A 24,097-nucleotide genomic window follows, 5' to 3' on the forward strand; every position below is an offset into this window, starting at 1 on the left:
GCCATGCGATCGCTCATTCTTTCCGCCGCGGTTTCCGCCGCCCTCGCGCTGTCGGCATGCTCGATGGCCCCGAAGCTGGTCAAGCCCGCGATGCCGGTGCCGACCGCCTACACGACCGCTGCCGCGGCCGATCAGCACGCGAACGCGGCCGATCTCGGCTGGCGCACGATGTTCGGCGACCGCCGCCTGCAGCGCCTGATCGAGCTCGCGCTCGACAACAACCGCGACCTGCGCCTGGCCGCGCTGAACGTCCAGGCCGCCGAAGCGCAGTACGGCATCCAGCGTTCCGCGCGCCTGCCGTCGATCGGCGCCGGCGCGAGCTTCACGCGCCAGCGCACGCCGGCCGATTCGCAATCGAACCCGCCGATCTTCGAGACGACGCAGAACCAGTACGGTGTGAACGTCGGCGTCAGCGCGTTCGAGATCGACCTGTTCGGCCGCGTGAAGTCGCTGTCCGATGCGGCGTTCGCGCGCTACCTCGCGACCGACCACGGCCGCCGCGCGGTGCAGATCGCGCTCGTCGGCTCCGTGGCCAACGCGTATTTCGCCGAGCGTCTCGCACAGGAACAGCGCGCGTTGTCCGAGCGCACGCTGAACGACTGGCGCCAGTCGCTCGACCTCGCGCGCCGACTCAAGCTCGCGGATCAGGCGAGCGGTGTCGACATCGCGCAGGCCGAAGGCCAGGTCGCGAGCGCCGGCGCCGATCTCGAAGCGCGCTCGCGCGCCGTCGAGCAGGCAGGCAACGCGCTGCGGCTGCTGGTCGGCACCGACCTGCCGAAAGACCTGCCCGACCCGCTGTCGCTGGAACGCCAGCCGGTGATGACGCAACTGCCGGCCGGCCTGCCGTCGGAATTGCTGTACCGCCGGCCGGACATCCAGCAGGCCGAGCAGAACCTCGTCGCCGCCAACGCCGACATCGGCGCGGCGCGCGCGGCGTTCTTCCCGCGGCTGTCGCTGACGTCGTCGATCGGTTTCCTGAGCCCGGGGCTGGGCAGCCTGTTCGCCGGCGGCCAGAACGTGTGGAGCTTCGCGCCGCAGGTCACGTTGCCGATCTTCCAGGGCGGCCGGCTGCGTTCCGAACTGAATCTCGCGGAAGTGCGCAAGTCCAGCGCGGTCGTCGAATACGAACGCGCGATCCAGACCGCGTTCCGCGAAGTGGCCGACGGCCTCGCCGGGCGCGAGACGTTCAGCCGCCAGATCGACGCGCAGGCCAGGGTCGTCAGGAGCGCCGAGCGCCGTACCGATCTCGTGAACCTGCGCTATCGGGCCGGCATCGAGGACCGGCTGGAACTGCTCGACTCGCAGCGCCAGCTGTATGCCGCGCGCCAGGCGCTGCTGGACCTGCGCAACGCCGAACTGGGCAACGCGGTCGCGCTCTACAAGGCGCTCGGTGGCGGCCTGGTCGACACCGATGTGCCTCCCGCCAACAACGTGGCGAACAACTGAGCAACGCGTCGTCGCCGATCCGTTCGCGACGACCGAACGCACGGTGAAGTCCGGCGGCGCACGTGCCGCGCCGCCGGCCCGCCTGCCGGTCACGTTCACTTTCAGTGATACCGATGAACCCTCTGATACTCATTGCCGAAGACGATCCGGAGATCGCCGACATACTCGACGCCTACCTGGCTCACGACGGCTTTCGCACCTATCGCGTCGGTCACGGCCAGGCCGTGCTCGACGTGCAGCGCGTGCTGAAACCCGACCTGATCCTGCTCGACGTCAGGATGCCGAACAAGGACGGCTGGGAAGTCCTGGTCGAACTGCGTCGCCGCGGCAACACGCCGATCGTCATCATCACGGCGCTCGACCGCGAAATCGATCGCTTGCAGGGGCTGCGCTTCGGCGCGGACGACTACATCACGAAGCCGTTCAATCCGGCCGAGGTGGTCGCGCGCATCCGGGCGATCCTGCGCCGTCTGGAAACCGCCGCCGCGGGACGCTTCATCAAGGTCGGCAACCTCGAAATCGATACGCAAAGCTATCTGACCACGGTCCGCACGGACAGCGGGGAAACCAGCATCGCGCTGACGCTGACCGAATTCCGGCTACTCGCCCACCTGGCCGGCTCGCCGAACCGCGTGTTCACGCGCAGCGAACTGATCGACGCGTGCCTCGCCGACGTCGATGCGCTGGAACGCACCGTCGACAGCCATATCAGCCGGTTGCGCAAGAAGCTCGAATGCGCAGGCGCGTCCGGGATGCCGGAAGTGATGCGCGGCGTCGGCTACCGGCTGCGCAGCAGCCAGTGAACCCGCGTCATCGATCGCGGCTGCGCGCTGCGCGGATCGTCGGCCTCCTGACGGCCACGGTCGTACTGACGGTCGCAACCGGGTGGTTCGTCGTCTACGGGCTGATCCTCGTCGTTTCGTCTCCCGCGACCGACCACCCGATCGCCGACGTGATCCGCGAGACGCCGGACTATCTGGTGCTCGCGGCGCTGCTGCTCGCGGGACTGGTTCGGGCGCTCGTCGATCTCGCCGGACTGGTGCGAGGCACCCGGACCTCGCGGTAACGGTGCTCGACCGGTCTGGTCGGGCCATCGATCGCTTGCCGGATGCGTTCACGCATCCGTCATGAATCGCCTTTCGCGACGGATTGACTCACGTCACTTTCCTCCGGATTCCGGGCTTGCACCGGCTCCATGCAGCGCATATACATTGGATTGCGCTCGGACACTTCATCCGATTCGCACCGTCGCATCGATTCGGCATCCGTATCATTCCGCCTTATCGTTTCATGAAGCGAGCCTCACGATTCCCGTATCACGTTGTTCGACGCATTATCCCGCGCGGCGCTTTGATTTCCGAAACGATCCACGGCGGATATTGACGGCGACGCCATACCGCGATCCCCGCGAAACCGATGCGCACGCAAGCATCTGTTTCGCAACTGCCTGTGCATCACGATTCACGGATTCCGTGTACGACCTCGCCGGTCGACCTGATGTTCCTTTTTAAAACAATCGCGATCAATGCAATAAAAACTGAAAAGGATCGGACCATGTTCCATCGAAACCAGCTCGGATGTGCATGCTGCAGCCCGCATTTGCTCGCAGGCGCTCTCGGCCAGAGCGAGAGCGAATGGCAGGACCTGCTCAAGGAATTGAGCCAGCTCGAAGCGCCCGGCGCGCCCGAGGCCGTCATCTTTCACGGCGGGCTGATCTACCCGGACCCGGAGGATTGCAACACGCGTGTCGAAGCGCTCGGTATCGCCGAACACAAGGTCATCGCCACGGGTACGCTCGACGAGGTGCGCCGGCGCATGCGCGACAGCTATCCCCAGGCGCGCGAGCAGACGCTCGAACCGGGCCATGCGTTGCTGCCCGGCTTGATCGAACCGCACGCGCATCTGCTGCCCAGCGCCGTGTTCCTCACTCAGCCGTGGCACGACCTGTCCCCGTTCGTCGAACAGAAACTGAATCCGGCCTACAGTGCCAAGACCATCGCGGACAAGCTCAAGGCATTGGCCGACGATGCGCAGCCCAATGGAAAAAATGGCGAAAAGTGGGTGTGCGGCAGCGGCGTCGACCCGTCGCTGATGCTCGAGTGGGTGGATATCGACCGCGAATGGCTGGACAAGATCAGCACGGACACATGCCTGTTCCTGATCAATGCCTCCGGGCATCTCGGCTATGCGAACGGCGCCGCGTTGAAGGCCGCCGGCCTCGAGGCCAGTTTCCCCAAGGGCGTGCTGACCGAATCGCAGGTCACGCTGATGACGAACACCGTCCCGCGCCCGACGCCGATCGCGTTGCTGTCCGCCTTGCGGAAGGTGATGTCGAATGCGAACGAGCGCGGCATCACCACCCTGTTCGACGCCGGCGTGGGGATGGGGCTGGGGTTCTATGAAGTGGTCCTGTTGCAGGCGCTGGCGAGCACGCCGTGGATGACGGTGCGCATGGGTGGCGCCCTGTTCGGCAACAATGACCTCTGGCCGCTGTGGCTCAACCAGTTCAAGCCGCAACTGGACAGCGCGCCCGAATCGCTGTTCACCATCCGCGCGATGAAGCTGATCGCCGATGGTTCCAACCAGGGCCTGACCGGCCTGCAAAGCGCGCCGTACAAGTGCTGCGCCGAGCACAGTGTGCCCGGCGTCGGGCCGAACGGCCTGTTCAATTTCACGCCGATCGATTCGCTCGCGCAGATCATGCAGCAGGTCGATGCGGCGGGCTGGCCGATCCTGGTCCATGCGAACGGCGACGAGGGGATCGCCAACGTGCTGGCCGCCTACCAGTTGGTGCTGAGCCAGGTTCCCGAGCCCGCTTCGCCCGCTCCCGCGCCGGTTGCGCAAGCGGAACCGTTGCGCCACCGGCTCGAACATGCGTCGCTGCTCGACGACGACGATCTGCGCACCATGAAGCGGCTGGGCATCTCGCCCAGTTTCCTGATCGGCCACGTGGGCTACTGGGGGCGCGCGTTCCGGAACACCATTCTCGGCGAAGACCGCGCGCAGAAGCTCGATCGATGCAAGTCGGCACTGCGCGAGGGCCTGCGCGTCAGCCTGCACAGCGATCACTTCGTCTCGCCGCTGGGGCCGTTGCGCTATATGGACCAGGCAATGTGGCGGGCGATGGAGGCCGACCCGGAGCTCGCGGTACTCAACGCGGCCGAATGCCTGAGCGCGCCCGAGGCGTTGCGCGCGGTGACCATCGACGCGGCGTGGCAATGCCACCTCGACGATCAGGTCGGTTCGCTGAAGGAGGGAAAACAGGCCGACCTCGTGATTCTGCAGCGCGATCCGCTGCAGGTCCAATCCGGCACCCCCTATCAACTGCGCGAGATCGTCGTGCAGGAAACATGGGTCAGCGGGCGCAAGGTTCACGACGCCACCCGGCGCGCGGAACACCAGTAGGCGGTCACGTGATGTGCGCGGCCCGATGCGAAGCGGCACGAGCATCACTCTCACCCGAACCAGGAGAAACACGATGACCTTCAGGATTCTCAGTTGCGACGGCGGCGGCATTCGCGGGTTGATCACCGCCCTGCTCATCCAGGACCTCGACAAGCGAAGCGGGATCATCGCGAAAGCGGACGGCTTCGCCGGCACGTCCACGGGCGGCCTGATCGCCCTGGGGCTCGCGCGTGGCGCGCCCATTGCGGAGATCGTCGACATCTACCGCACGCAGGGCGCGGCGATCTTCAAGAAAAACGGCGCGTGGCTGGAACAGCAGCAAGCGCTCGAGCAGGGCGCCGTGCTGGCCGGGCCCGGCCTGCGCGCGTGCGAGTATGTCAACACCGGGGTTCAGCAGATCGCGAACAAGTTGCTCGGTACTGCCAGGCTGACCGACGTGTCCCGCTTCGTCGCGATCAACTCGGCGCGCCTGTGGGAGCCGTCCACGAAAAGCTGGACGCCCTGCACGTTCTCCAACGGCGCCAGGAACCCGTACCGGGACATCCGCCTGTCCGATGCCGCGCTTGCGACGTCGGCCGCGCCGGCCTATTTCCCGCCGTACGAAATCGCCGGCCTCGGCTACTTCGCCGACGGCGGCGTGTTCGCGAACAACCCGTCGGTGGCCGCCATTGCCGAAGCGCTGGGCAACGGGCTCGTGGGCAGCCTGAACGACGTGCGCCTGCTGTCGCTCGGCACCGGAACGAGCCCGCAGGGCATTCCGCCCGATGCGGTCGGCAATCCGTTGAACTGGGGCGTTTCGACGTGGCTGTGGCCGTTCGCGAGCGGGAACGTTCCGGCCGCGGCGTTGCTCGGGCTGACGATGGACACCACGGCGGCGATCGCCGCGATCCAGGTCGAGCAGATCCTGGGCAGCGGCTATCAGCGCGGCAATTTCCTGCTCGGACAACCGATCGGCCTGGACGAGTGGAAGAAAGTGCCGGAGATGGAGCAGGAAACCCGCGCGTACATGAATTCCGCCGCGTGGCGGCGCGTGTGCGAATGGGTGGAGACCCACTGGCGCTGATCGCGCGTCGATTACCGGCCGTCGCTTGCGACCGGCGACGGCCGGCATCGCTGCTGCCCGGGCGGCCCGGGCGGCCCGACGCGCGCATGACCGCATCCCGCGCCAGCGTCAGCGTCAGCCGCGTGCGGCCGGCCCCGGCGACCGCGGGCGCGTGCACCGGGAGCCGGTCATGCGCAACCGGCCGCGCTGAAACCACACGCTACGCGCGCCGCCGGTAAGTGCCCGGCGTGCTCCCCGTCCAGTGCCGGAACGCGCGATGGAACGCGCTCGGATCGTCGAAGCCGATGTCGGCGCCGATCGCCGCGATCGTGTCGGGCGTGTCGGTCAGCCGCTGGATCGCGATGTCGCGCCGCAGTTCGTCCTTGAGCACCTGGAACGTCGTCCCTTCGGCGGCCAGGTGGCGGCTCAACGTGCGCACCGAGCAATGCAGGTGCTCGGCCGCCTGGTCGATCACCGGCAGGTCGGGCAACGCGGCCGACAGGTACTGCCGCACGCGATGGCACACGAGCTGTTCGCTGAACGATTCGAAGATCCAGTCGCCGGGTGCGCGCGCGAGGAACTTGCGCAGGTTGCGCTTGCTCTGCCGGATCGGCGCATCGAGATAGTCCGCGCTGAAGCGCATCAGCGTGCGCTCGCAGTCGAACGCCACGGAGCCGGTGAAGAAATACAGGTGGTCGACCGCATGGCGCGGCCGCGGGCACGCGAACTCGATCTGCAGCAGCGGGATCTTCTGCCCGATCAGCCAGGAGCACACGCCGTGCACGAGCTTGAGCATCAGTTCCTGGCCGAGCGCGCCGATCGGGCCGATCGCGTCGTTCGGGCGCAGCAGCACCTGCGCGACGAGGCCGTCGCGCTTCGATTCGACGAAGAAATCGTCGAGCAGGATATGGAAGAATTGCCCGAAACGATGCTGCGCCGTTTCGAGGTTGCGCGCGTCGAGCAGGCTCAGGCACAGGTATTTCAGCGTGCCGCCGCGCAGCGGGCGCGAGAAGATGCCGGGCATCTCGTCGTCGAGGTCGATCGCGAGCGTGCGGTACAGCGTCGAGAACTGCTCCTCCGTCACCCGCGCATGCGGTTCGCCGAGCAGCTCGATCGGGATGCCGGCCCCGCGCAGGTAGCGCTCGACCACGTCGCGCTGCACGCCCGCGCTCGCGAGGAAGCCGTTGACGAGCGAGATTGGCACCGTCGCGCTCGGCGAAGGCAGCGCCCGCCCGGGCCCGGGCTGGGCGGAAAGTGCATCTGAACCGGTCATCGCGTCCCCGTCGGTCGAACCGCTCGCATTGTACTTGAGCGGCCCGCGCGGGGCCTTCCGGGCCCGGGGCGCGCCGGGCCTTGCGCGGCGCGCCGACGCCATCAGTCGGTGCGGCTGAGTTCCCGGCGCAGGATCTTGCCGACGGTCGACTTCGGCAGGCGGTCGACGAAGCGGATCAGCTTCGGCACTTTGTAGGCCGCGAGGCTCGCGCGGCAATGCGCGACGAGTTGTTCCTCCGGGACGTACGCATCCTGCGCCAGCACGACGAACAGCTTGACGGCCTCGCCCGTGCGCGCGTCCGGTACGCCGATGCACGCGCATTCGGCAACGCCCGGCATGGCGGTCGCGACGGCTTCCACCTCGTTCGGGTACACGTTGAAGCCCGACACGATGATCATGTCCTTCTTGCGGTCGACGATCCGCAGGAAACCGGCTTCGTCGAACACGCCGACGTCACCCGTGCGGAAATAGCCGTCGGTCGTGAACGCGGCCGCATTCGCGTCCGGTTTCTGCCAGTAGCCGCTCATCACCTGCGGCCCCTTCACGCAGATTTCGCCGGCTTCGCCGATCGCGACTTCGCGATCCTGGTCGTCGAGCAGCTTCACGTCGGTCGACGGCAGCGGCAGGCCCGTGGTGCCCGTGAACGTGTCGATCGACTGCGGGTTGAACGACACGACCGGCGACGTTTCCGACAGCCCGTAACCCTCGCGGATGAAGTTGCCCGTCACCGCCTTCCAGCGCGACGAGATCACGTCGATCACGGCCGCGCCGCCGCCGGCCGACAGCTTCAGCCGCGACCAGTCGACTTCCGTCAGGCGCGGATGGCCGGCAAGCCCCGCATACAGCGTGTTCACGCCGACGAACACCGTCGGCCGCGCGGCCTTCAGCACGTCGATGAAGCCGTCCATGTCGCGCGGGTTCGCGACCAGCCAGTTCTGCGCGCCGATCGCGAAGTAGGACAGGAAGTTCACCGTCAGCGCGAAGATGTGATACATCGGGATCGCCGTGACGACGACCTCCTCGCCCGGCTCGCGCGCGGCCGGCACGATCGCGCCGAACTGCGCGATGTTCGCGACGAGGTTGCGGTGCGAAAGCGCGGCCCCCTTCGACAGGCCAGTCGTGCCGCCCGTGTACTGCAGCAGCAGCAGGTCCGCGCCGCCGAGCGGCACCGGCTCGAACGCGAGCGATTCGCCGGCGGCGATGGCGTCGGCGAGCGGGATCGAACCGGGCGGCAGCGCGTCGCATGCACCGGCCGGCGCATCGACGACGCCGAGATCGCCGCGCCCGACGCTCAGTACGGTACGCACGCGCGTGCCGCCGACCACCTCGGCGAACGTGCCCATCGACCCGCCGCACACCAGGGCGACTTCGACGCCCGCGTCGTTGAGCTGATGCTCGAGCTCGCGCGCCGTGTAGAGCGGGTTCACGTTGACCTGGATCGCGCCGATCTTCGCGACCGCGACGAACGCGACCGGAAACGCAAGCACGTTGGGCAGCATCACGGCCACGCGATCGCCCTTGCGCACGCCCACGACCTGCTGCAGATAAGCGGCCAGCGCCGTCGACAGGCGGTCGACGTCGGCATAGGTGAGCGTGCGGCCATACGAATGGAACGCCGGACGATCGGCGAAACGGTGCATCGCGTCGTCCAGCAGCGCGCTTACGGAAGGATGGCGATCGGGATCGATCTCGGCGGGGATCGAGCCATACGACCCGGTCCAGTGTCTCTTCGTCATGTCTCACTCCACGGGGGACGGCGCGCCGGCCGCGCGCCGTTCGCGCGACGGCCTGCACGCCAGAAGCGCGGGCCGTCGCCTGACCGGCGACTATCGCCCGCGCGGCGCGCTTTGAAAATGATCCGGGCGGCCGAAAAGATGATCGAAACGGACACGCGGGCGGGCGCGCTTGTCCAGACAACTTCGCCGGCCGGCACGGGAAACCGCTTATTCCCCGGCACGAATTGCAAAGCAGCAAGCGGCATGGCACGGCCGGGCGCCCTTCTTCATAATCGACGCCTGTCATTCCGCTGTCGAAACCATGCAGCCGCTTTCCCTGGCCCCCGCCGACACCTTCTCGTCCGTCCGCTTCCTGCTGACCGACATGGACGAGACCCTGACCCATCACGGCCGCCTGTCCGCCCGCACCTACACGGCGCTCGAACGCCTGCAGGCGGGCGGCATCCGCGTGATCCCGGTGACGGCCGCGCCGGCGGGCTGGTGCGACCAGATGGCCCGCATGTGGCCGGTCGACGGCGTGATCGCGGAGAACGGCGGCCTTTTCATCCGGCGCGGCCCGGACGGGCACGGCGTCGAACGCCGTTACTGGCATGCGGACGATGCGCTCGCCGGCGCGCGCGACGCACTCCGGCGCATCGCGCGGCAGGTCGAGGCGGCCGTCCCCGCCGCCCGCCCCGCGGACGACCAGGATTTCAGGCTGACGTCGCTCGCGTACGCCCGCACCGGCGGCGACCAGGACGACCGGGTCCGCGACGCGCTGGTCGAGGCCGGCGCGGACGCGACCATCAACAACCTGTGGATCATCGGGTGGGTCGGCGGGTACGACAAGCTGTCGATGTCGCTGCGCGTGCTGTCGGACACGTTCGGCGTCGATGCGGGCGCCGGCGCGGCGCGCGATTGTGTCGCCTATTCCGGCGATTCCACCAACGATGCGCCGATGTTCGGCTACTTCACGCACACGGCCGGCATGAGCACGGTGGTCGACTATCTGCGGCAGTTGCCCGCGTTGCCGCGCTGGATCACGCAGGGCCCGGGCGGCAGCGGGTTCGTGGAGTTCGCCGACGCGATCCTGCGCACGCGTGCGGACGAGCGGGGCTGACCGCGCTCGCGCATCGACTGTCGCGTGATCGTCAGGGTGAACCCTGTGGCGCATGGGACCGATCCCGAGCAGAATTGCGTGCCGTAAACGATATCGATTCGGACGCAGGATGTTCCCATGCCGCGCAGTGTGCCCTTGAACCCGACGACCGCCCGCGCAGCCCGCCTGCCGGACCTCGAGCCGGCCCACGCGTTGCGCCAGCAGCGCTTCACGCCGGCCAAGCTGGCCGTGCTGCTCGACGTGGCCGCGCAAGCCGGCATCGACCCGGTCGCGGTGCTCGACGGTACCGGCCTCACGCCGGCCGCCGTCGCGGACCCGTTCACGCTCACGTCGCCGCTGCAGTTCCTCACGGCCGCGCGCAATGCCATCGGCCGCTATGACGGCCCCGATCTCGGCGTGCGCGTCGGCCACCGGCTGCACGTGTCGAGCTACGGGATGTACGGCTACGCGATGCTGTGCTCGGAATCGCTCGCGCACGCGTTCGAATCGGCCGTCAAATATCACCGGCTCGCGAACGGCATGCTCGCGATCCGCTGGGTCGAACAGGGCGATACCGCGTCGTGGCTGTTTCCCGACCGGCACGAAGTCGCGCTGCCCGATCTCGACGAGCCGCTGTACCGTTTCCTGATCGACATGCAGTTCGCGCTGCACGTGACGATCATCAAGGACGTGATGGGTGCGTGGTGCGTGCCGGCGCGCGCGCAGTTCGCGCAGCCGCAGCCGGCGCACGCGGCGCTGCTGGGCGATGCGCTCGAATGCCCGATCGCGTTCGACCAGCCGCATCATGTGCTCAGCTACCCGGCCGCGTGGCTCGCGCGCGCGCCGCAGCTCGCGAATCCGATTACCGCCGCGCAGGTGTCGTCGCACTGCGCGAGCCTGCTCGACGAATTGCGCAGCCAGGCCGGCGTCACGCGGCGCGTGTACCAGGAACTCACCCGCACGCCGGGACAATTCCCCGATATCGACGCGATCGCGGCGATCCTGTGCATCACGTCGCGCACGCTGCGCCGCAAGCTCGAAGCCGAAGGCACCTCGTACAGCGAACTGCTGGCGAGCGTGCGCAAGGCGCTCGCGATCGACTATCTCAGCACGACCACGCTCAGTACCGAGGACATCGCATCGACGCTCGGCTTCAGCGATGCGGTGGGTTTCCGCCACGCGTTCAAGCGCTGGACCGGCATGACGCCGAGCGACGTGCGGCGCAACAAGCGCGGCGGCTGAGCGCGAGCAGAAACCGCGCTCAGCGCCCGTCGCCGGTCGCGGGCGCGGCCACCGCCAGCGCGAACTCGAACACCGCCCCCCGCCCGGGCCGGTCGACCAGCCGGATACTGCTGCCGTTGAGCGCCAGCATCCGGTGCACGATCAGCAGCCCGAGCCCGCCGCTCGTCACCGCGCCGCCGCTCATCGGCCGCTGCGGCCGCTGGAACAACCCTTCGCGCCGCGCCGCCGGAATCCCTTCCCCGGTATCGGCCACGGTCACGAGCACGCGGTCGCCGCGCGGCTCCAGCGCGACCTCGACCTCGCCATGCACAGGCGTATGCCGCAGCGCGTTGTCGAGCAGGTTGGTCAGCACGCGCTCGATCATCCCGAGATCGGCCGACACGACCGGTACCCGCGCCGGAATCCGCGCATGCAGCGCGACGCCGCGCGCCTGCGCGGTCAGCTCGAACTTCTGGAACACATCCTGCACGAGATCGACGAGCGAGAACGGCTCGCGTTCGGCCTGCACGCCGCCCGATTCGAGGCGTGCGAGCTCGAACAGCGCCTGCGCGAGCCGCCCGACCTTCGCGCTCTGCGCGAGTGCGATCGACAGGTAGCGACGCCGTTCGGTGTCGGCGAGCGTGTCGGCCTTCAGCGACAGCGTCTCCAGGTAGCCGTGCAGCGACGTGAGCGGCGTGCGCAGGTCGTGCGAGATGTTCGTGATCAGCTCGCGCCGCTGCTGGTCCTGGTGCGTCAGCGCGCGCCACTGGTCGCCGATCCGGTCGGCCATCTGCGCGAACGCGGATTCGAGCACGACGATGTCGTCGCCGCGCCGGCCCGGCCGCGAGCGCGGCACCGGCGGCTGCGTGTCGGGCGTGCCGTTCGCGTCGAAGCGGCGCATCGCGTCCGTGAGCCGGCGCAGCGGGCGCGTGATGAAGCTGAACGCGGTGAGGCCCGCGAGCAGGCCGAGCAGCGCGACGAGCGCCATCGACCACAGCGTCGTGCGCAGCACGTTGCCGGCGTCCACGCGCGCGGCCAGCCGGTCGTGCGCCTCGCCGAGCAGCACCACGTAGATGTAGCCCGACGGCGGCTGCCCCGCGCGCTGCAGCGGCGCGGCGCTGAAGACCTTGCGTGCGTCGGGGCTGCGCGGGTCGTCGCCGAGGATCGGCAGCGGCTCGCCCGCGATGAAGCGCTGCACGGGGGCGAGATCGACGCGGTCGCGCTTCACGTGGCCGGGCGGCGCATCGTCGCCCTTGATGCGCCCCGCGTTGTCGAGCAGATAGACCTCGACGCTCGGGTTCACGCCCATCAGCTGGCCGAACAGCGTGCGCACGGCGTCCGGGCGCAGCCCGTTCGCGTCCATCAGCGGCGCGCTGTGGGTCACGCTGTTGACGATATTGGCGGCGAGGTCACGCGACAGCCCCTGCACGACTTCCTGTTCGCGCATGTCGTTCGCGCGGATCTGCAGCCACGCCGATGCGCCCGAGCACGCGAGCAGCAGCACCGAGAACACGAGCGACAGCCGCTGGGTGAGGGTGAGCTTCATCATCCGTCCCGCTGGCCCGGCGCGGCGAGCTTGTAGCCGCGGCCCCACACGGTGAGGATCCGCACGGGCTCCGCCGGATCGGCCTCGATCTTCGCGCGCAGCCGGTTGATGTGGGTGTTGACCGTGTGTTCGTAGCCTTCGTGCTGGTAACCCCACACGGCATTGAGCAGGTCCATCCGCGAGAACACCTTGCCCGGGTGCCGCGCGAAGAAATACAGCAGGTCGAATTCGCGCGGCGTGAGGTCGATGCGCGCGCCGTCCACGCTCGCTTCGCGCGCGATCGGGTCGATCGCCAGCCCCGCGACGTCGAGCGTACCCGCATCGATCCGCGAATCGCGCGCGAGCGCATCGACGCGGCGCAGCAGCGCCTTCACACGCGCGACGAGTTCGAGCACCGAGAACGGCTTGGCCAGATAGTCGTCGGCGCCGAGCTCGAGGCCGAGGATCCGGTGCACCTCGCTCGAGCGCGCGCTCGTGATGATGATCGGCGTGTAGCGCGTCATCGCCCGCGCGCGCCGGCAGATTTCCAGGCCGTCGACGCCCGGCAGCATCAGGTCGAGGATCAGCGCATCCCAGCCGCCCTGCTCGAGCAGGCGCAGCCCTTCGGCGCCGTCCGCGCTGTGCACGACCTCGTAGCGCTCGTCGCGCAGGTGCAGGCTGAGCACGTCGGCGATGTCGGCGTCGTCTTCGACGATCAGGATGCGTTTCGGTTGGTCCATGGCGGCGGATGGCGGCACGTCGGTGCCGGGGTCGGGTATCGGTTCGGGCCGGCCCCGGGCCCGGGCCGGCTGGCCGGGTTCCCCGGGGAGCGAATCGCGGCAATGCGCCGCGCTGCCGCCATTGTGCAAAATTTTGCGGGAGGGAGGGATCACATTTCGTTTATCTTTGCATCGCGTCCGCCCCGTGAGCCAATGCCGGTATGGCTCTCCAATCCGGCCCCATGAAACGGAACCTGCGCCGTTCCGTCCGGACGCAAACTGGACACTCGGGCGCGGATCTGTCGAGCGATGGAGGCGCGCCCCGGATTGCCGATCCGATTCCGCGCTGCACGCTGTGTGAATGTGAATGGCGCCTCCGACACTCAGTGCCGCCGACCGGCACGCGCGGCGCACGGCACACGCGGAGGGGAGCCGGCAGCAAACGCCTAACCCGGACGGCTACGCGTTTGACGCGTACTCCCGGTTGCGACCGCTGACTCATTCAGCAACACCTTCGCCGCCTCCCACGCCCGCGCGGCGGGCACGACCGGCAAGCGCGAAACGTCGGCCGCCTCATCTCCCGCCCATCAACCGCCACTCACACGGCGAGCTCGAAAAACGATCGCGCAACGACCTGACCGTTGACGATCAGCTCCACCTCATGCCGGCCCGCATAATGCCGGCGCGTCGTGAAATCGCGCATCGGACGACTATGCTGCAGCGTGACGCGCTGCCCGGGTTCGAGCGTCAGCCCCTTCAGCTTGAACACCTTCGGCGACGCGTCGCCATTCTGCTTCACATACGCGATACGGTAATCGACGACGAGCCGCTGAGCGGTCTCGGCCGTCGATTGCAGCTCGCACGCGAGCGTAATCGACTCGCCGAGCACCACCTGCGCGGGCGTCACGGCGAACGGGCCGATTTCCAGACGCGGCGCGCTGTCGGCACCCAGGATCGCGAGCGCTCGCGCATTGCCCTGCTTCACGAGGGTGCGGAGCGCATGACGGACGATCCATCGCGTATGCGGATGGTCGCCGCCCCATCGTTCGGCCCGATCGAGCACCCACGCCGGATGCGTCTTCGCCACGTCGTTCAGGTGATTCGCGACCGAGCGGCGCACATAGGCGCTCGGGTCCGAGCGAAGGTTGTCGAGAATCCGCGCGGCCAGCGACGGGTCGGCCTCGATGTCGCGGAGCCGGAACGACCAGGGCAGACGCGGGCGGCTTCCCTCGCTGGCCAGCCGGCGCACGGCATCGTCCGCATCGTGCGACCAGGCTTCCATCGTTGCGAGTGCACGCGCCAGGTCGATGCGCAGGAATTCGCGCACCGCGAATTCCGACGTGCCGAACGGCGTGAAGTATTTCAGCGCGTCCATCGAACGGTCGAACGCGTGACGACCGTACTGCCCGACGTAATCCGGCGCGATCAGCGATACGAAACCCCGGCCCAGTCGAGGCGCGGCCTCCTGCAACAACGCCAGCACGGCATCGTACCCGCCCGGCAGCGGCCGTGCGCCCGTGTCGATCGCGAGACTGGCGCGCCTGACGCGCTCCATCAACGTCAAGCCGTCGAGGCCTTCGAGCGCCGTCGCCAGAAATGCCGACCGGTCGAAGGCAGGCTCGATCGAATGCAGCGCGTCGGACAGTGCGTGGAATTGCCGCTTCCCCAGTGACTCCTTCAACGGGACGGGAACTTGAGTGGTTGTCATGACGTGGAGATCCGACGCGCGTCGCGGATCATCGGGTGCGAAAACGCACAGTATCGCCGAAGCCCCTGCCAGATTCTGTCAGCAGACTTTACCTGTCCGGCTTGCGCCGATCCGCGTGCAGCCGGCATGCGCGAATCGCGAATCGCGAGCGGGTGCGCGGTATTCATTCATGCGTCGGTTCTCGCCGCGGCTCAGCGGATGGATCGTCGCCGAAAAGCCGGTTTCGCAACTGACCGCCGGTGAAGGCGATCGCGATCAGCGACAGATAACCGGCGACAAGGAGATGCCGCCAGCTGTCGAGCGCGGCGCGATGCGCGACCAGCGCCGCATCGGGCGCCGGTACGGCAAGACTTTCCGGCACGATCGCTCGCGTCATCTGCACGAAGCCCGCCGCCGACAGCACGGGCAGCAGGACGAGCAAGGCCAGGAGCACGAACCTTGCGCGACGAAAAAACGCACGCCGGCGCAGATGAAACCACAACCCGAGACTGCCGTGCACCCACCCCGGTGCAAGCAGCGCGATCTGCAGCCCCTGCGTGCCGCTCGTGAGAAGCGACACGATGACCCGCTCGTAGTTGGGTTCGAAGCCGTAGAACGAGGTCGCTACGCGGGTCCCGACAACATGGCGGATCAACAGCATGGGCAGGCTGAGTCCCGCCCAGAGACGCAGCCATTCGGCGGGCGGCAGCGACCAGTGCCGGCGGCCGTAAATGGTGCGAATCGCCAGCGCGAAATGCAGGCCGGCCGCGCCGTACAGCACGATCGTTCCGGGCAAGCTTTGCCAGAGCCCGATCGCCAGGTGCAGCCCGCGCTCGGCGATATCGATCGACCAGATGCCGAGCGCGTGATTGACCATGTGAATCGAAATATAGAGCCACAGCAGGATGCCGGACCCGAGCTGCAGCCTCCGCGCGGTCTTGCGCATCAGGTCATGCGCCGACACCGGTCGGCCGTCGTCGGGGTCATGCGTATGCGGTGCGTGACGCAAGGCACGGTTGCTCTGTGGCGGGCGCATGCCGGCGCCCTCCCGCAACCACGACGAACGCTGCGCCCCGCTCACGTTCGAGGCGCCCTCGCGATCGTGCTGCGCCCGGCCCGGCGTGTCCCGGGCCTGCCTCTCCCTGTCGTGCATTGGCGCCTCCTCTCGATGCCTCCAGTGCGTGATCGACATACCGGGAAACCAGCCCGTTTATTCCCGCGATGAGCGACATGCCGCGGAAATGCGTCACGCGGCTTCGGGAATAGGTACCGTGCTCGCCGGGTATACCGTGTGTGAGCGCACGATGGAACGACGACAGCTGAACGTCGGCACCCACCACGTCAGAGAGAGAAACGAGCCGGGTCAAGGAGACCATCATGTCCAACGTTCTGTCCCACTGGATTCTGATCGGCTGCGACGCATACGACGAGTACGTGTTTGTGCCGTGGCTCGATAAATCCGTGTATCTGCGCACGGTCACGCTGCGTCGCGTCTGTCTGCTGTGACGGCAGATGCGCATTTTCGAGCGGAATTCTTCCTGCGCCATGACGTCCGTTCCGAAGCCGCCAGGCACTCGCTGCCGTGCTTTGCAACTCTCCGTCGACACACTTCGTCACGCGATTGGCGAATGGCAAAACCGCTTGATTTCAGTGTAATATCCGCTGCAGAAGACCATTCGTATTAATAATCCAAATAATGAAAACAGTCCGCCGGATTCAACCTGGCGACTGAAACGGGGAAAGCTTGAACTCGCCATTCAATACCGGAACATCCGGATTCGTCGGGCCGTATGTGCCATACGTGCCGATCCACGTCGGCCGGATCTCTTCTTCTCCATGCCGCCACTTCCCGCGCGGCCGTCCCGAATTCGACTGATATCCCGCGCCGAGCGGCCTATTCCGCGTCGCGTGCCTTCGTAGCACACGGCCGACACGCCGCCATCCCGCGATTCGGAGATACGTGCGCTTGCTCGCACGGTGCCTTCACGTCGATCGATCAAAAGAAGAGGATTACTGAATCATGACTGCGTGTACCCACTGCGGCACCGTTCTGCCCGTCGGGCTCAAGTTCTGCAAGCAATGCGGAACACCGGTGGCGGCCACTCGGAACGAAGCGGCCGGCGCACCCTGCCGGAGCTGCCATGCCGTTCTGACGCCAGGCCAGCGTTTCTGCAACAAGTGCGGAACGCCCGTCGCATCCGCGAATGACAATGGCGCAATCGAAATAGACGTGCCTGCTCCACCGGCCGAGCCCGCACCGCAACCCGCATACGCAGCCGCGGAATCGGCTCACGCGCCTGCGCACGACATCGGCGTCGAATCACCGGCGGCGAACACCGCCCCGAACGATATCGCGCACGTCGCGAACATCGCCGATGCGGAATCGGGTCGCGCGAGCGCACCGCTGCCATCGCATGATGCCGCGGCAACCGTTACGCCCAACTCAGCGGCGGATCATCGCGGCGACACGGTCGCTGCGTCGCATGTCTCACCCGTCGTCACCGATGGGCAGTCCGGGCCTGCGGGCGCATCGGCAAGCACCGAAGCGGCGCTCGCAGACGACGAAACGATCGCCGTCGAAACGGTCGCCGAACCTCGCGACGTACCCGACACCGATACCGCGCCGGCGCCGGATACCGAACCCATGCGTCCGGTATCCGGCGTGGTGTCCCGGCCGATCGCACAGCCCGCGACGACGAACGACGACACGTCGGCAAAACTCAAGATCATTGCGGCGGGCGTCGCGGTCGCCGTCGCCTGCGCGGGCGGCGCATTCTGGTGGCACGGCCGCCAGGCGAGCGCCCCCGCAACGCCCGAGCCGGTCGCCGCGTCCACGGTGCCGGCCGTCCCGGCCAACGCCGCGTCGGACATCACCGGAGCGGGTACCGTCGTCGCCAGCGCGGTCGTTGCGACGACGCCGACCGACACACCGGCGTCCGCGCCGATCGATACGGCCACCGGCGCCGCAGTCACGGCCTCGCCCGCGTCGGGCCCGGCCGTCGTCACGAATGTCGCGACGGCTTCGGTGCCCGCGACGCCGCCCGCGTCGAACACGCCGACAGCATCGGCGAACGCGCAGCAGACGTCGCCGTTCGCGAAACTGCAGGACGACGCACCCGCACCCGCCGCCATTGCGGAAGCATCGCGCAACAAGCCGCGCCCTGCACCGCCCGTGCGCCCGTCCACGGCGGCCAACCCCGCATCGCCCGCCGTCGACGGCCTGCTGAAACGCGCGCAGGGCGACCTGTCGCGCGGCCAGTACGACAAGGCCATCGCGACAGCGGAAAGCGTCCTTGCGATCGAGCCCGGTAACCGTCCGGCGAAGACGCTCATCGGCAAGGCGAAGGCGCGGCAGATGGATGCACTGCGCAACAACAGCACACTTGAATGAAGCGCCGGAGAAGACCGACATGACAATCCAGAAAACCCTCGCCGCGGCCTGCGCGGTCACCTTGCTCGCCAGCGGCTGCGCCACCCAGAACGGCGCCGGCGGGATCTCGTCCGAATCCGTGCTGCGCTGTACCGCGCTCGGCGCCGGTGGCGCCCTGGTCGGCGCGCTGATCGGCGGCACCAAGGGCGCAATCGGCGGCGCGGTGGCCGGGCTCGCCGCGTGCGCCGTGATCGAAGTGGCGACACGACAAACGAAGACGGCAGCCGAAGTCGATCGCAATTACCGCGCAAGCAACCGCAACAACCTGCCGCCCTACGCGAAGATCGACGCGTACAACACGGTCGTGACGCCGCGCTCCGCCGTCAAGGCCGGCGAGCCGATCAGGCTGGCCTCGCAGATTCGTGCGGTGTCCGGCACGAACGAGCCCGTCCAGGAGGTCAAGGAAGTCGTGACTGTGTATGCACCGTCGGGCGAACAGTTCAAGCGCGGCGAGAAGGTCGTCAACGCGACGCCGGGCAGCGGCGAATTCGACAACAGCTTCACGCTGAAACTGCCGTCGGGCGCACCGCAAGGCACGTATACGCTGAAAAGCCAGGTCTACCTGAACGGCAAGCCGGGCTCGGTCCGGCAGTCGAGCATCCAGCTCGCGCAGGTCGACGGCGTCACCGTCGTCGCGCTGCTCGACGCCCCCGCCGCACACTGACCCGCCCGCACCTGCAAGGAGATTCAACGATGTCAACGCTCGATCACGCCCCCGTGTCGGGGAAGTTCGGACTACTGCGCGCCGCCGAGGCCGTCACGAACTGGCGCGCACTCGCGATGTGTGCTTTCGCGCTCGTCGCCAGCATGCTGATGGGCATGCTCACGATCCAGGTACTCGGTCACAGCCCCGTGCTCGGCCTGCTGTTCGTCATCGCGACCTGCGCGATCTCGCTGATCGGTTATTCCGCGGTCGGCATCGTGCTGATGCGCGATGCCCAGGGCGAGCCGGTCGGATTCGTCGACGCGCTGCTGCAGGCGACGTTCACCGTCCACCGCCTGATCGGGGTCGGCGTGCTGCTCGCCGTCGGCTGGGTGCTGTTCCTGCTCGCGCTGCTGATCGTGTTCCTGGTCTGCAAGATCCCGGGCCTCGGCCCGCTGCTCTATGCGATCGCGTATCCGCTCGCGGCGATCGTCGCGGGCGCGATCTTCGCCGGCATGTGGTACGTCGGTTATCCGCTGGCCGCGCCCGCCATCTGGCAAGGCAACTCGACGTTGCAGACCGCCGCGCGCCTGCTGCAGATCGGCCGCCGCCAGCTGCTCGGCGTGATCGTCAGGATGTTCGGGCTGCTGCTGCTCGTCGGCGTCCTGTCCGCGGTCGTACTCGGCATTCTCGGCACGGGCGCCGCGATCGCCTCGTCGATCTCGGCGGCAACCGGCACCAGCCCGCTGGGCGGCCTGATGAGCACGCTCGGCGGCCTGGGCGGCTTCGGCCGCCATGCCGGTGCGTACGGCCTCGGCGCGGATGCAGCGGAAGGCGGGCTCGGCGGTCTGGGCGGATTCGACTACCGCAGCATGGCCTATCTGGGCGCGTACGGCTTCGGCAACGGCCTGCTGGTCGCGATCGGCCTCGTGATCCCGTTCCTGACGTTCGTCAACGGCACGTGCCTCATCTATCTGCAGACGGTCAGCGGTGTCGATTTCTCCGCGACCGAAGAGAAACTGAGCCAGCACGTCGCGGACGCGAAACGCCACGCCGAACAGGCACGCGAGCGCGCCGCCGATCACCTCGCGAAAGCACGCGCGTCACACGCCGCCGGTGCGGCCGGAGCGGCTTCGCTGCCGGCGTCGGATACGGCATCGCCCGCCACGGACGAAGCCACGGCGTGTGCGCAGTGTCACAAGCCGATGGCCGCCGACGACCTGTTCTGCGGCGAATGCGGCGCACGCCGTCACGCGTGACGGCTGCATGATCGCGCCGGCGCCTGCTGTCGATCGGCAGGCGCCGGCCGGTTCAGCCGCGCGAGCCTCCCCGGCTCGTCCACGCCGTCACCACGCGGCAAACACGTCCTGCGCGATCCCGAAGCCCGTGCTCATCCCGGCGCCGCTCGTCACGACGACGACACGCGTGCCGTCGTCCGGCGCTTCGATCACGCAATCGACATCGGGCGCCGACGGATAGCTGCCGGTCCAGCGCTCGACCACATCCAGTTCCGTTACATCGAGCGTCTCGTGCAGCAGGCTCAGGATCTGCGCATCGATCTCCTGCGTTGCGAACGGCAGCGGTGCGGCGCCGTATTCATGCGAATCGCCCACCACGAGACTGCCGTCGGCGCTCTGCACCACGATCAGGTGGATGCCGTACCCGACGCACACGGGCTCCTCCGCGTTCAGGCGCGCACGCAACGCGCCGGCGGCGGGCAGCGCCGCGAAACCCGCGTAACGCAGCAGGCTCAGGTCGCTCATCACCGCGGCGCGCAGCGCCAGCGGGCGGCGCGGCCGCACGCGCAGCATCTGCAACTGGCACAGGCGGACCTCGTGCCGCGCGAACCAGTCGCCGTACAGGTGACGGCTGTCCGCGTTGCCGCAGACGATCACGCGCTCCGCGTGCAGCACGCCGCGCGACGTCCGTACCGTCGGCGTGCGCACCTCGTGCACCATCTCGCCGTAGCGGAACCGCACGCCGAAGCGTTCGGCCAGCCATGACGCCAGCAACCCGATCGCGGTACGCGGCTCGATGCGCAGTTCATGCGGGCTGTGCAGGACGCCATGCGCGCCGTCCAGCCGCAGCTCCGGCGCCACGGCCGCCGCTTCGCCGGGCGTCATGACCCGGCAGCCGTCGGCCATGCCGGTCTCCATGAACGCATCGATCAGGTGCATCGCCTCGGGGCGACGCGCAATCAGGTGCAGGCCCTGGTGAAGCACATCGATACCGGCTTGCGGCGCCACGTCCGCCCAGACCTCGCGGCTCGCCCGCGCACGCCGCCAGCTGTGCCCCGCGTGCTGCCCGGTGACCGTGACGAAACCGAAATTGCGGATCGACGCGCCCACGCATGCGGCATCGCGTTCGATCACGCAGACGCGCAGCCCCTCGAGCGCCGCCGTATAGGCATGGGCGAGGCCGACGATGCCCGCGCCGACGACGATCACGTCGTAAGCATCCGCCGCTGCGTTGGCGTTCACGATGGGACGCTCCTTCTGTCGAGATGTCATGCACCGCCCGTTCGGAGCGTGCGTGTCGGTTGCCGTGCGCCGCGTCCCTCGGGTCGATCCCCGGGACTGGTGCGCGATTTCGCACTATCGCGACGCGAGATGACATCCGCGTGAAAAGCCACAAAACGGCATGTTTTGGCAAATTTTGCCATTGCACGACGCCGTGGAGAATCGCATCGATCCGTTGGTGCGCGGCATTCCGGTGTCGTCGAAACGCATCGCACGCGCGTAGTTCGCCGTCGGCACCACGGTGACCGCCACGCCGATATGCAGACACGCATTGAAACGCCGCGCGAGCTCGCCGAGCGTCATGCCGGACTGCAGCGGCAACGGGTTATAACCGGTGAATGTCGCCGGCCAGCACGAGATCGCGCGGCGCGGGTTGCAAGGCCGCGATGCGGGCCGCGCAGTCGCGCCGCTTGGCGGCCTTGACCGACGGCCCCGGCATCAGGAAACGGTATTCACGCCCCATCCCGGTCTCGGTCACGCACACGTTCTCGCGCGTCTCGCCGGCAATCCGCAGGCGGACAGACGGCACGTGTTCGGCTTCGAGCCGCAGCGTCCGCACGTCGCACGTCGGCCCGCTCGCCGGACACCCCTCCGTTCATGCGTCGTTGCGCGTCCATTGCGCGCGCAGCATGTCCTCGCCATCGCGATAGTGGATCGCGAGATCGCCGTGATGCGCATGCAGCAACGCTTCCGCCAGCCGTCGCACCATGTGCACGCCCGTCGTGCGGACGACGAGCGTATCGGCGGATTTCTCGATTTCCATGATGCGTTCGAGCGCATGCTCGCTCGTCTCCAGAATGGCCTGGCGCTCGAGCAGGTCGAGAATCGTCGCCCGGTGCGCGCACAGGTACGCGCCGTGCAGCACCAGTTCGCCCGCCGGCAGGTTTTCCCGCATGCGCTTGCAGGCCGGGCATTCGAGCTGGCGCCGGTCGAGCGGCGTCGCGTACCACGTCCAGCGGCCCGCGTCGCAGACGGCGCCGCAGCCTTCGCAGATCCTGTCGCCCTTCGGCCGCTTCGGATCGCGGTAACTGTCCTTCGTATGCGGCTGCATGCGCCTGTCGTGGCGCAGAGGGTGTCGGCCGGGGCCGGAATTCGAACGGTTCATGACTGCTTCTCCTCGCTGTAGACGGCACTGGCGAGCCGTCAGCCGACGGTGAGCCGGTCGACGACCTCCCGGACGCCTCTCACTGACCCGGCCGCACCGCACGCGGCGCGCCTTTCGGCGAGCGACGCGACCTTGCCCGTCAACGTGACGATGCCGTCGGCCGCGTCGATCGCAATGCCCGCGGATTCGCGCCGCGCGCGACGCGCAAGCGCTTCGGCGATCCGCGTGCCGACGTCCGGCACCGTGTGGTCCGTTCGCACCCGGATCCGGTTCGCGACGCCGACGACGCCGATCATCCGGCTGACCATCTTTTCCGCCGCACGGCTCTGGTATGCATGATCGACTTCACCGTCGAGCGTCACGCAACCGTGATCGACCTCGACGCGAATCTTGTGATCGCGCAGCGCCTCCTGCCAGCCGAGCGCGAAGGTGATCGCGATCGCCAGTTCCTGGTCCGCGCACGCGTTCTCCGGCGGCGCGACGTTCAGTTCGAGCACGAGCGCGCGTGCATCCTCGACATGCAGCGCCGTTTTCTGCGCCTCGAGTTTCTGGGCCCAGCTGTCGACCGTGCCGCGCAACGTCACGATCCGGTCGTGTACGTCGACGTCGATCCGCCGTGCATCGACCGCCGGATTCCAGAACAGCGCCTGCTCGACATCCTGCTTGAGTACTGCGTCGGACTTCATTGCCGTCTCCTGTCGGGCCGCGCCGGTCGCGACCTTCGCGATCGGCGATGGGGCCGCACCGGGTTCAGCATCGCGCAAGGCGCCGCCGGCGGTTTGACGAGGATCAATCAACGCCGTGCTTGCGGCAGCCGCCGTCGCGCACACTCGATCCCGATTTTTCCGTTGACGCAGATCAACTGCGCGACGGGGTGCGACGCGATCATGACCCCGGTGCCGCGACGTCTGTGGCGGCCCGCACGCTTCGTATCGTTGCGACCGCCGCTCCCCGGGAGACCGTCATGAACCGCAGGCAATACCGCATCTCGCTGGCGACGCTCAGCGTATTCGTCGCGCTCGCATCGCTGGCCGGCATCATTCACGGCATGCTGTTCGACGAGCGGGTTTTCAGATACTCGATCGTCACGCTGATCCTGAGCATCCTCTCGTTCGCCATCCTGCTGAACCTCGCCCCCGGCGACCGGCCGTGACGCGCGCGACCGCGTCGGGCCCGGCGCAACCCGCCGGCCCAGCGCCATGTTCCGGCATGCCTGTCAACCGAAGCACCGCTCGAAACGCATTCCCGCCGAAGTGATGCAGATCAAG

At 68.0% G+C, this 24,097-nt stretch carries 23 protein-coding genes; 12 read left to right on the plus strand and 11 right to left on the minus strand.

Translation table 11 applies throughout. The features are described from left to right. The first annotated feature begins 3 nt into the window (after positions 1 to 3). The 5 genes from PQB87_RS38700 to PQB87_RS38720 all read left to right on the plus strand — a co-directional run bounded on the left by PQB87_RS38700 (position 4) and on the right by PQB87_RS38720 (position 5,914). Positions 4 to 1,446, plus strand: a complete 1,443-nt coding sequence (locus PQB87_RS38700) for an efflux transporter outer membrane subunit (RefSeq protein ID WP_489244608.1) — start codon at positions 4 to 6, stop codon at positions 1,444 to 1,446. Positions 1,447 to 1,559: 113 nt separating this feature from the next. Further along, positions 1,560 to 2,249: a response regulator gene (locus tag PQB87_RS38705; protein ID WP_042977095.1), complete on the plus strand. Its 690-nt coding sequence runs from the start codon at positions 1,560 to 1,562 to the stop codon at positions 2,247 to 2,249. Next, on the plus strand, positions 2,246 to 2,512 hold the full coding sequence (locus tag PQB87_RS38710; RefSeq protein WP_301863211.1) for a hypothetical protein: 267 nt from the start codon (positions 2,246 to 2,248) through the stop codon (positions 2,510 to 2,512). The genes PQB87_RS38705 and PQB87_RS38710 overlap by 4 nt, the downstream gene beginning before the upstream one ends. Before the next feature lie 350 nt (positions 2,513 to 2,862). Beyond that, a complete protein-coding gene (locus tag PQB87_RS38715) occupies positions 2,863 to 4,851 on the plus strand; it encodes an amidohydrolase (protein WP_489244611.1) in 1,989 nt (662 codons plus the stop codon). A gap of 73 nt (positions 4,852 to 4,924) precedes the next feature. After that, positions 4,925 to 5,914, plus strand: a complete 990-nt coding sequence (locus PQB87_RS38720) for a patatin-like phospholipase family protein (protein WP_059685894.1) — start codon at positions 4,925 to 4,927, stop codon at positions 5,912 to 5,914. 199 nt (positions 5,915 to 6,113) lie between these two features. Here PQB87_RS38720 and PQB87_RS38725 read toward each other — a convergent pair whose 3' ends face one another. Both PQB87_RS38725 and PQB87_RS38730 read right to left on the minus strand, forming a co-directional pair. Then, positions 6,114 to 7,268, minus strand: a complete 1,155-nt coding sequence (locus tag PQB87_RS38725; protein ID WP_060061316.1) for an AraC family transcriptional regulator — start codon at positions 7,266 to 7,268, stop codon at positions 6,114 to 6,116. Continuing rightward, the gene (locus PQB87_RS38730) at positions 7,268 to 8,902 is read right to left on the minus strand and encodes an AMP-binding protein (protein WP_301863210.1); all 1,635 of its coding nucleotides are present in this window, start codon (positions 8,900 to 8,902) and stop codon (positions 7,268 to 7,270) included. Before PQB87_RS38730 ends, PQB87_RS38725 begins: the two co-directional genes overlap by 1 nt. A gap of 301 nt (positions 8,903 to 9,203) precedes the next feature. Here PQB87_RS38730 and PQB87_RS38735 point away from each other — a divergent pair, with 301 nt between their 5' ends. Further along, positions 9,204 to 10,001 carry an HAD-IIB family hydrolase gene (locus tag PQB87_RS38735; protein ID WP_059554982.1) on the plus strand — a complete coding sequence of 266 codons (798 nt, stop codon included), beginning with the start codon at positions 9,204 to 9,206 and terminating at the stop codon, positions 9,999 to 10,001. 117 nt (positions 10,002 to 10,118) lie between these two features. Continuing rightward, positions 10,119 to 11,222 (plus strand): AraC family transcriptional regulator, encoded by a 1,104-nt coding sequence (locus PQB87_RS38740; protein WP_153491138.1) that lies wholly within the window; start codon positions 10,119 to 10,121, stop codon positions 11,220 to 11,222. A gap of 19 nt (positions 11,223 to 11,241) precedes the next feature. Here PQB87_RS38740 and PQB87_RS38745 read toward each other — a convergent pair whose 3' ends face one another. The 4 genes from PQB87_RS38745 to PQB87_RS38760 all read right to left on the minus strand — a co-directional run bounded on the left by PQB87_RS38745 (position 11,242) and on the right by PQB87_RS38760 (position 16,285). Next, a complete protein-coding gene (locus tag PQB87_RS38745; protein WP_060061314.1) occupies positions 11,242 to 12,747 on the minus strand; it encodes a sensor histidine kinase in 1,506 nt (501 codons plus the stop codon). Next, the gene (locus PQB87_RS38750; RefSeq protein WP_021162521.1) at positions 12,747 to 13,466 is read right to left on the minus strand and encodes a response regulator transcription factor; all 720 of its coding nucleotides are present in this window, start codon (positions 13,464 to 13,466) and stop codon (positions 12,747 to 12,749) included. The genes PQB87_RS38745 and PQB87_RS38750 overlap by 1 nt, the downstream gene beginning before the upstream one ends. 577 nt (positions 13,467 to 14,043) lie before the next feature. Beyond that, a complete protein-coding gene (locus tag PQB87_RS38755; RefSeq protein ID WP_111940518.1) occupies positions 14,044 to 15,153 on the minus strand; it encodes a DNA alkylation repair protein in 1,110 nt (369 codons plus the stop codon). Between the two features lie 163 nt (positions 15,154 to 15,316). Then, positions 15,317 to 16,285, minus strand: coding sequence for a hypothetical protein (locus PQB87_RS38760; protein WP_309251657.1), 969 nt, complete (start codon positions 16,283 to 16,285; stop codon positions 15,317 to 15,319). Positions 16,286 to 16,509: 224 nt separating this feature from the next. On the opposite strand from PQB87_RS38760, the gene PQB87_RS38765 reads away from it, so the two are divergent. The 4 genes from PQB87_RS38765 (at position 16,510) to PQB87_RS38780 (ending at position 20,464) form a co-directional block, all read left to right on the plus strand. Further along, on the plus strand, positions 16,510 to 16,638 hold the full coding sequence (locus PQB87_RS38765; protein ID WP_021162513.1) for a hypothetical protein: 129 nt from the start codon (positions 16,510 to 16,512) through the stop codon (positions 16,636 to 16,638). Between the two features lie 514 nt (positions 16,639 to 17,152). Then, entirely contained in the window at positions 17,153 to 18,523 is a 1,371-nt protein-coding gene (locus PQB87_RS38770) for a zinc ribbon domain-containing protein (RefSeq protein ID WP_111940520.1), read from the plus strand. Positions 18,524 to 18,542: 19 nt separating this feature from the next. Beyond that, positions 18,543 to 19,226 carry an arrestin family protein gene (locus tag PQB87_RS38775; protein ID WP_233344897.1) on the plus strand — a complete coding sequence of 228 codons (684 nt, stop codon included), beginning with the start codon at positions 18,543 to 18,545 and terminating at the stop codon, positions 19,224 to 19,226. 29 nt (positions 19,227 to 19,255) lie between these two features. Beyond that, complete coding sequence (locus PQB87_RS38780) at positions 19,256 to 20,464, plus strand: zinc ribbon domain-containing protein (RefSeq protein ID WP_059685871.1); 1,209 nt, start codon at positions 19,256 to 19,258, stop codon at positions 20,462 to 20,464. 87 nt (positions 20,465 to 20,551) lie between these two features. On the opposite strand, the gene PQB87_RS38785 is transcribed toward PQB87_RS38780, so the two are convergent. From PQB87_RS38785 to PQB87_RS38805, 5 genes are all read right to left on the minus strand, one after another. After that, entirely contained in the window at positions 20,552 to 21,715 is a 1,164-nt protein-coding gene (locus PQB87_RS38785) for a TIGR03364 family FAD-dependent oxidoreductase (RefSeq protein ID WP_111940524.1), read from the minus strand. Between the two features lie 84 nt (positions 21,716 to 21,799). Beyond that, positions 21,800 to 22,027, minus strand: coding sequence for an exo-beta-N-acetylmuramidase NamZ domain-containing protein (locus PQB87_RS38790; RefSeq protein ID WP_258403808.1), 228 nt, complete (start codon positions 22,025 to 22,027; stop codon positions 21,800 to 21,802). A 22-nt stretch (positions 22,028 to 22,049) separates the two neighbouring features. After that, complete coding sequence (locus tag PQB87_RS38795) at positions 22,050 to 22,283, minus strand: 1-phosphofructokinase family hexose kinase (RefSeq protein WP_258403809.1); 234 nt, start codon at positions 22,281 to 22,283, stop codon at positions 22,050 to 22,052. 36 nt (positions 22,284 to 22,319) lie between these two features. After that, positions 22,320 to 22,829 carry a BCAM0308 family protein gene (locus tag PQB87_RS38800; protein ID WP_111940526.1) on the minus strand — a complete coding sequence of 170 codons (510 nt, stop codon included), beginning with the start codon at positions 22,827 to 22,829 and terminating at the stop codon, positions 22,320 to 22,322. Positions 22,830 to 22,867: 38 nt separating this feature from the next. Further along, positions 22,868 to 23,515 carry a BON domain-containing protein gene (locus PQB87_RS38805; RefSeq protein ID WP_111940683.1) on the minus strand — a complete coding sequence of 216 codons (648 nt, stop codon included), beginning with the start codon at positions 23,513 to 23,515 and terminating at the stop codon, positions 22,868 to 22,870. A 278-nt stretch (positions 23,516 to 23,793) separates the two neighbouring features. Between PQB87_RS38805 and PQB87_RS38810 the strand changes: the two genes are divergently transcribed. Continuing rightward, positions 23,794 to 23,982, plus strand: coding sequence for a DUF2964 family protein (locus PQB87_RS38810; protein WP_111940528.1), 189 nt, complete (start codon positions 23,794 to 23,796; stop codon positions 23,980 to 23,982). The last annotated feature ends 115 nt before the right edge of the window (positions 23,983 to 24,097 follow it).

This window comes from Burkholderia sp. KL41 (genome assembly GCF_057005415.2).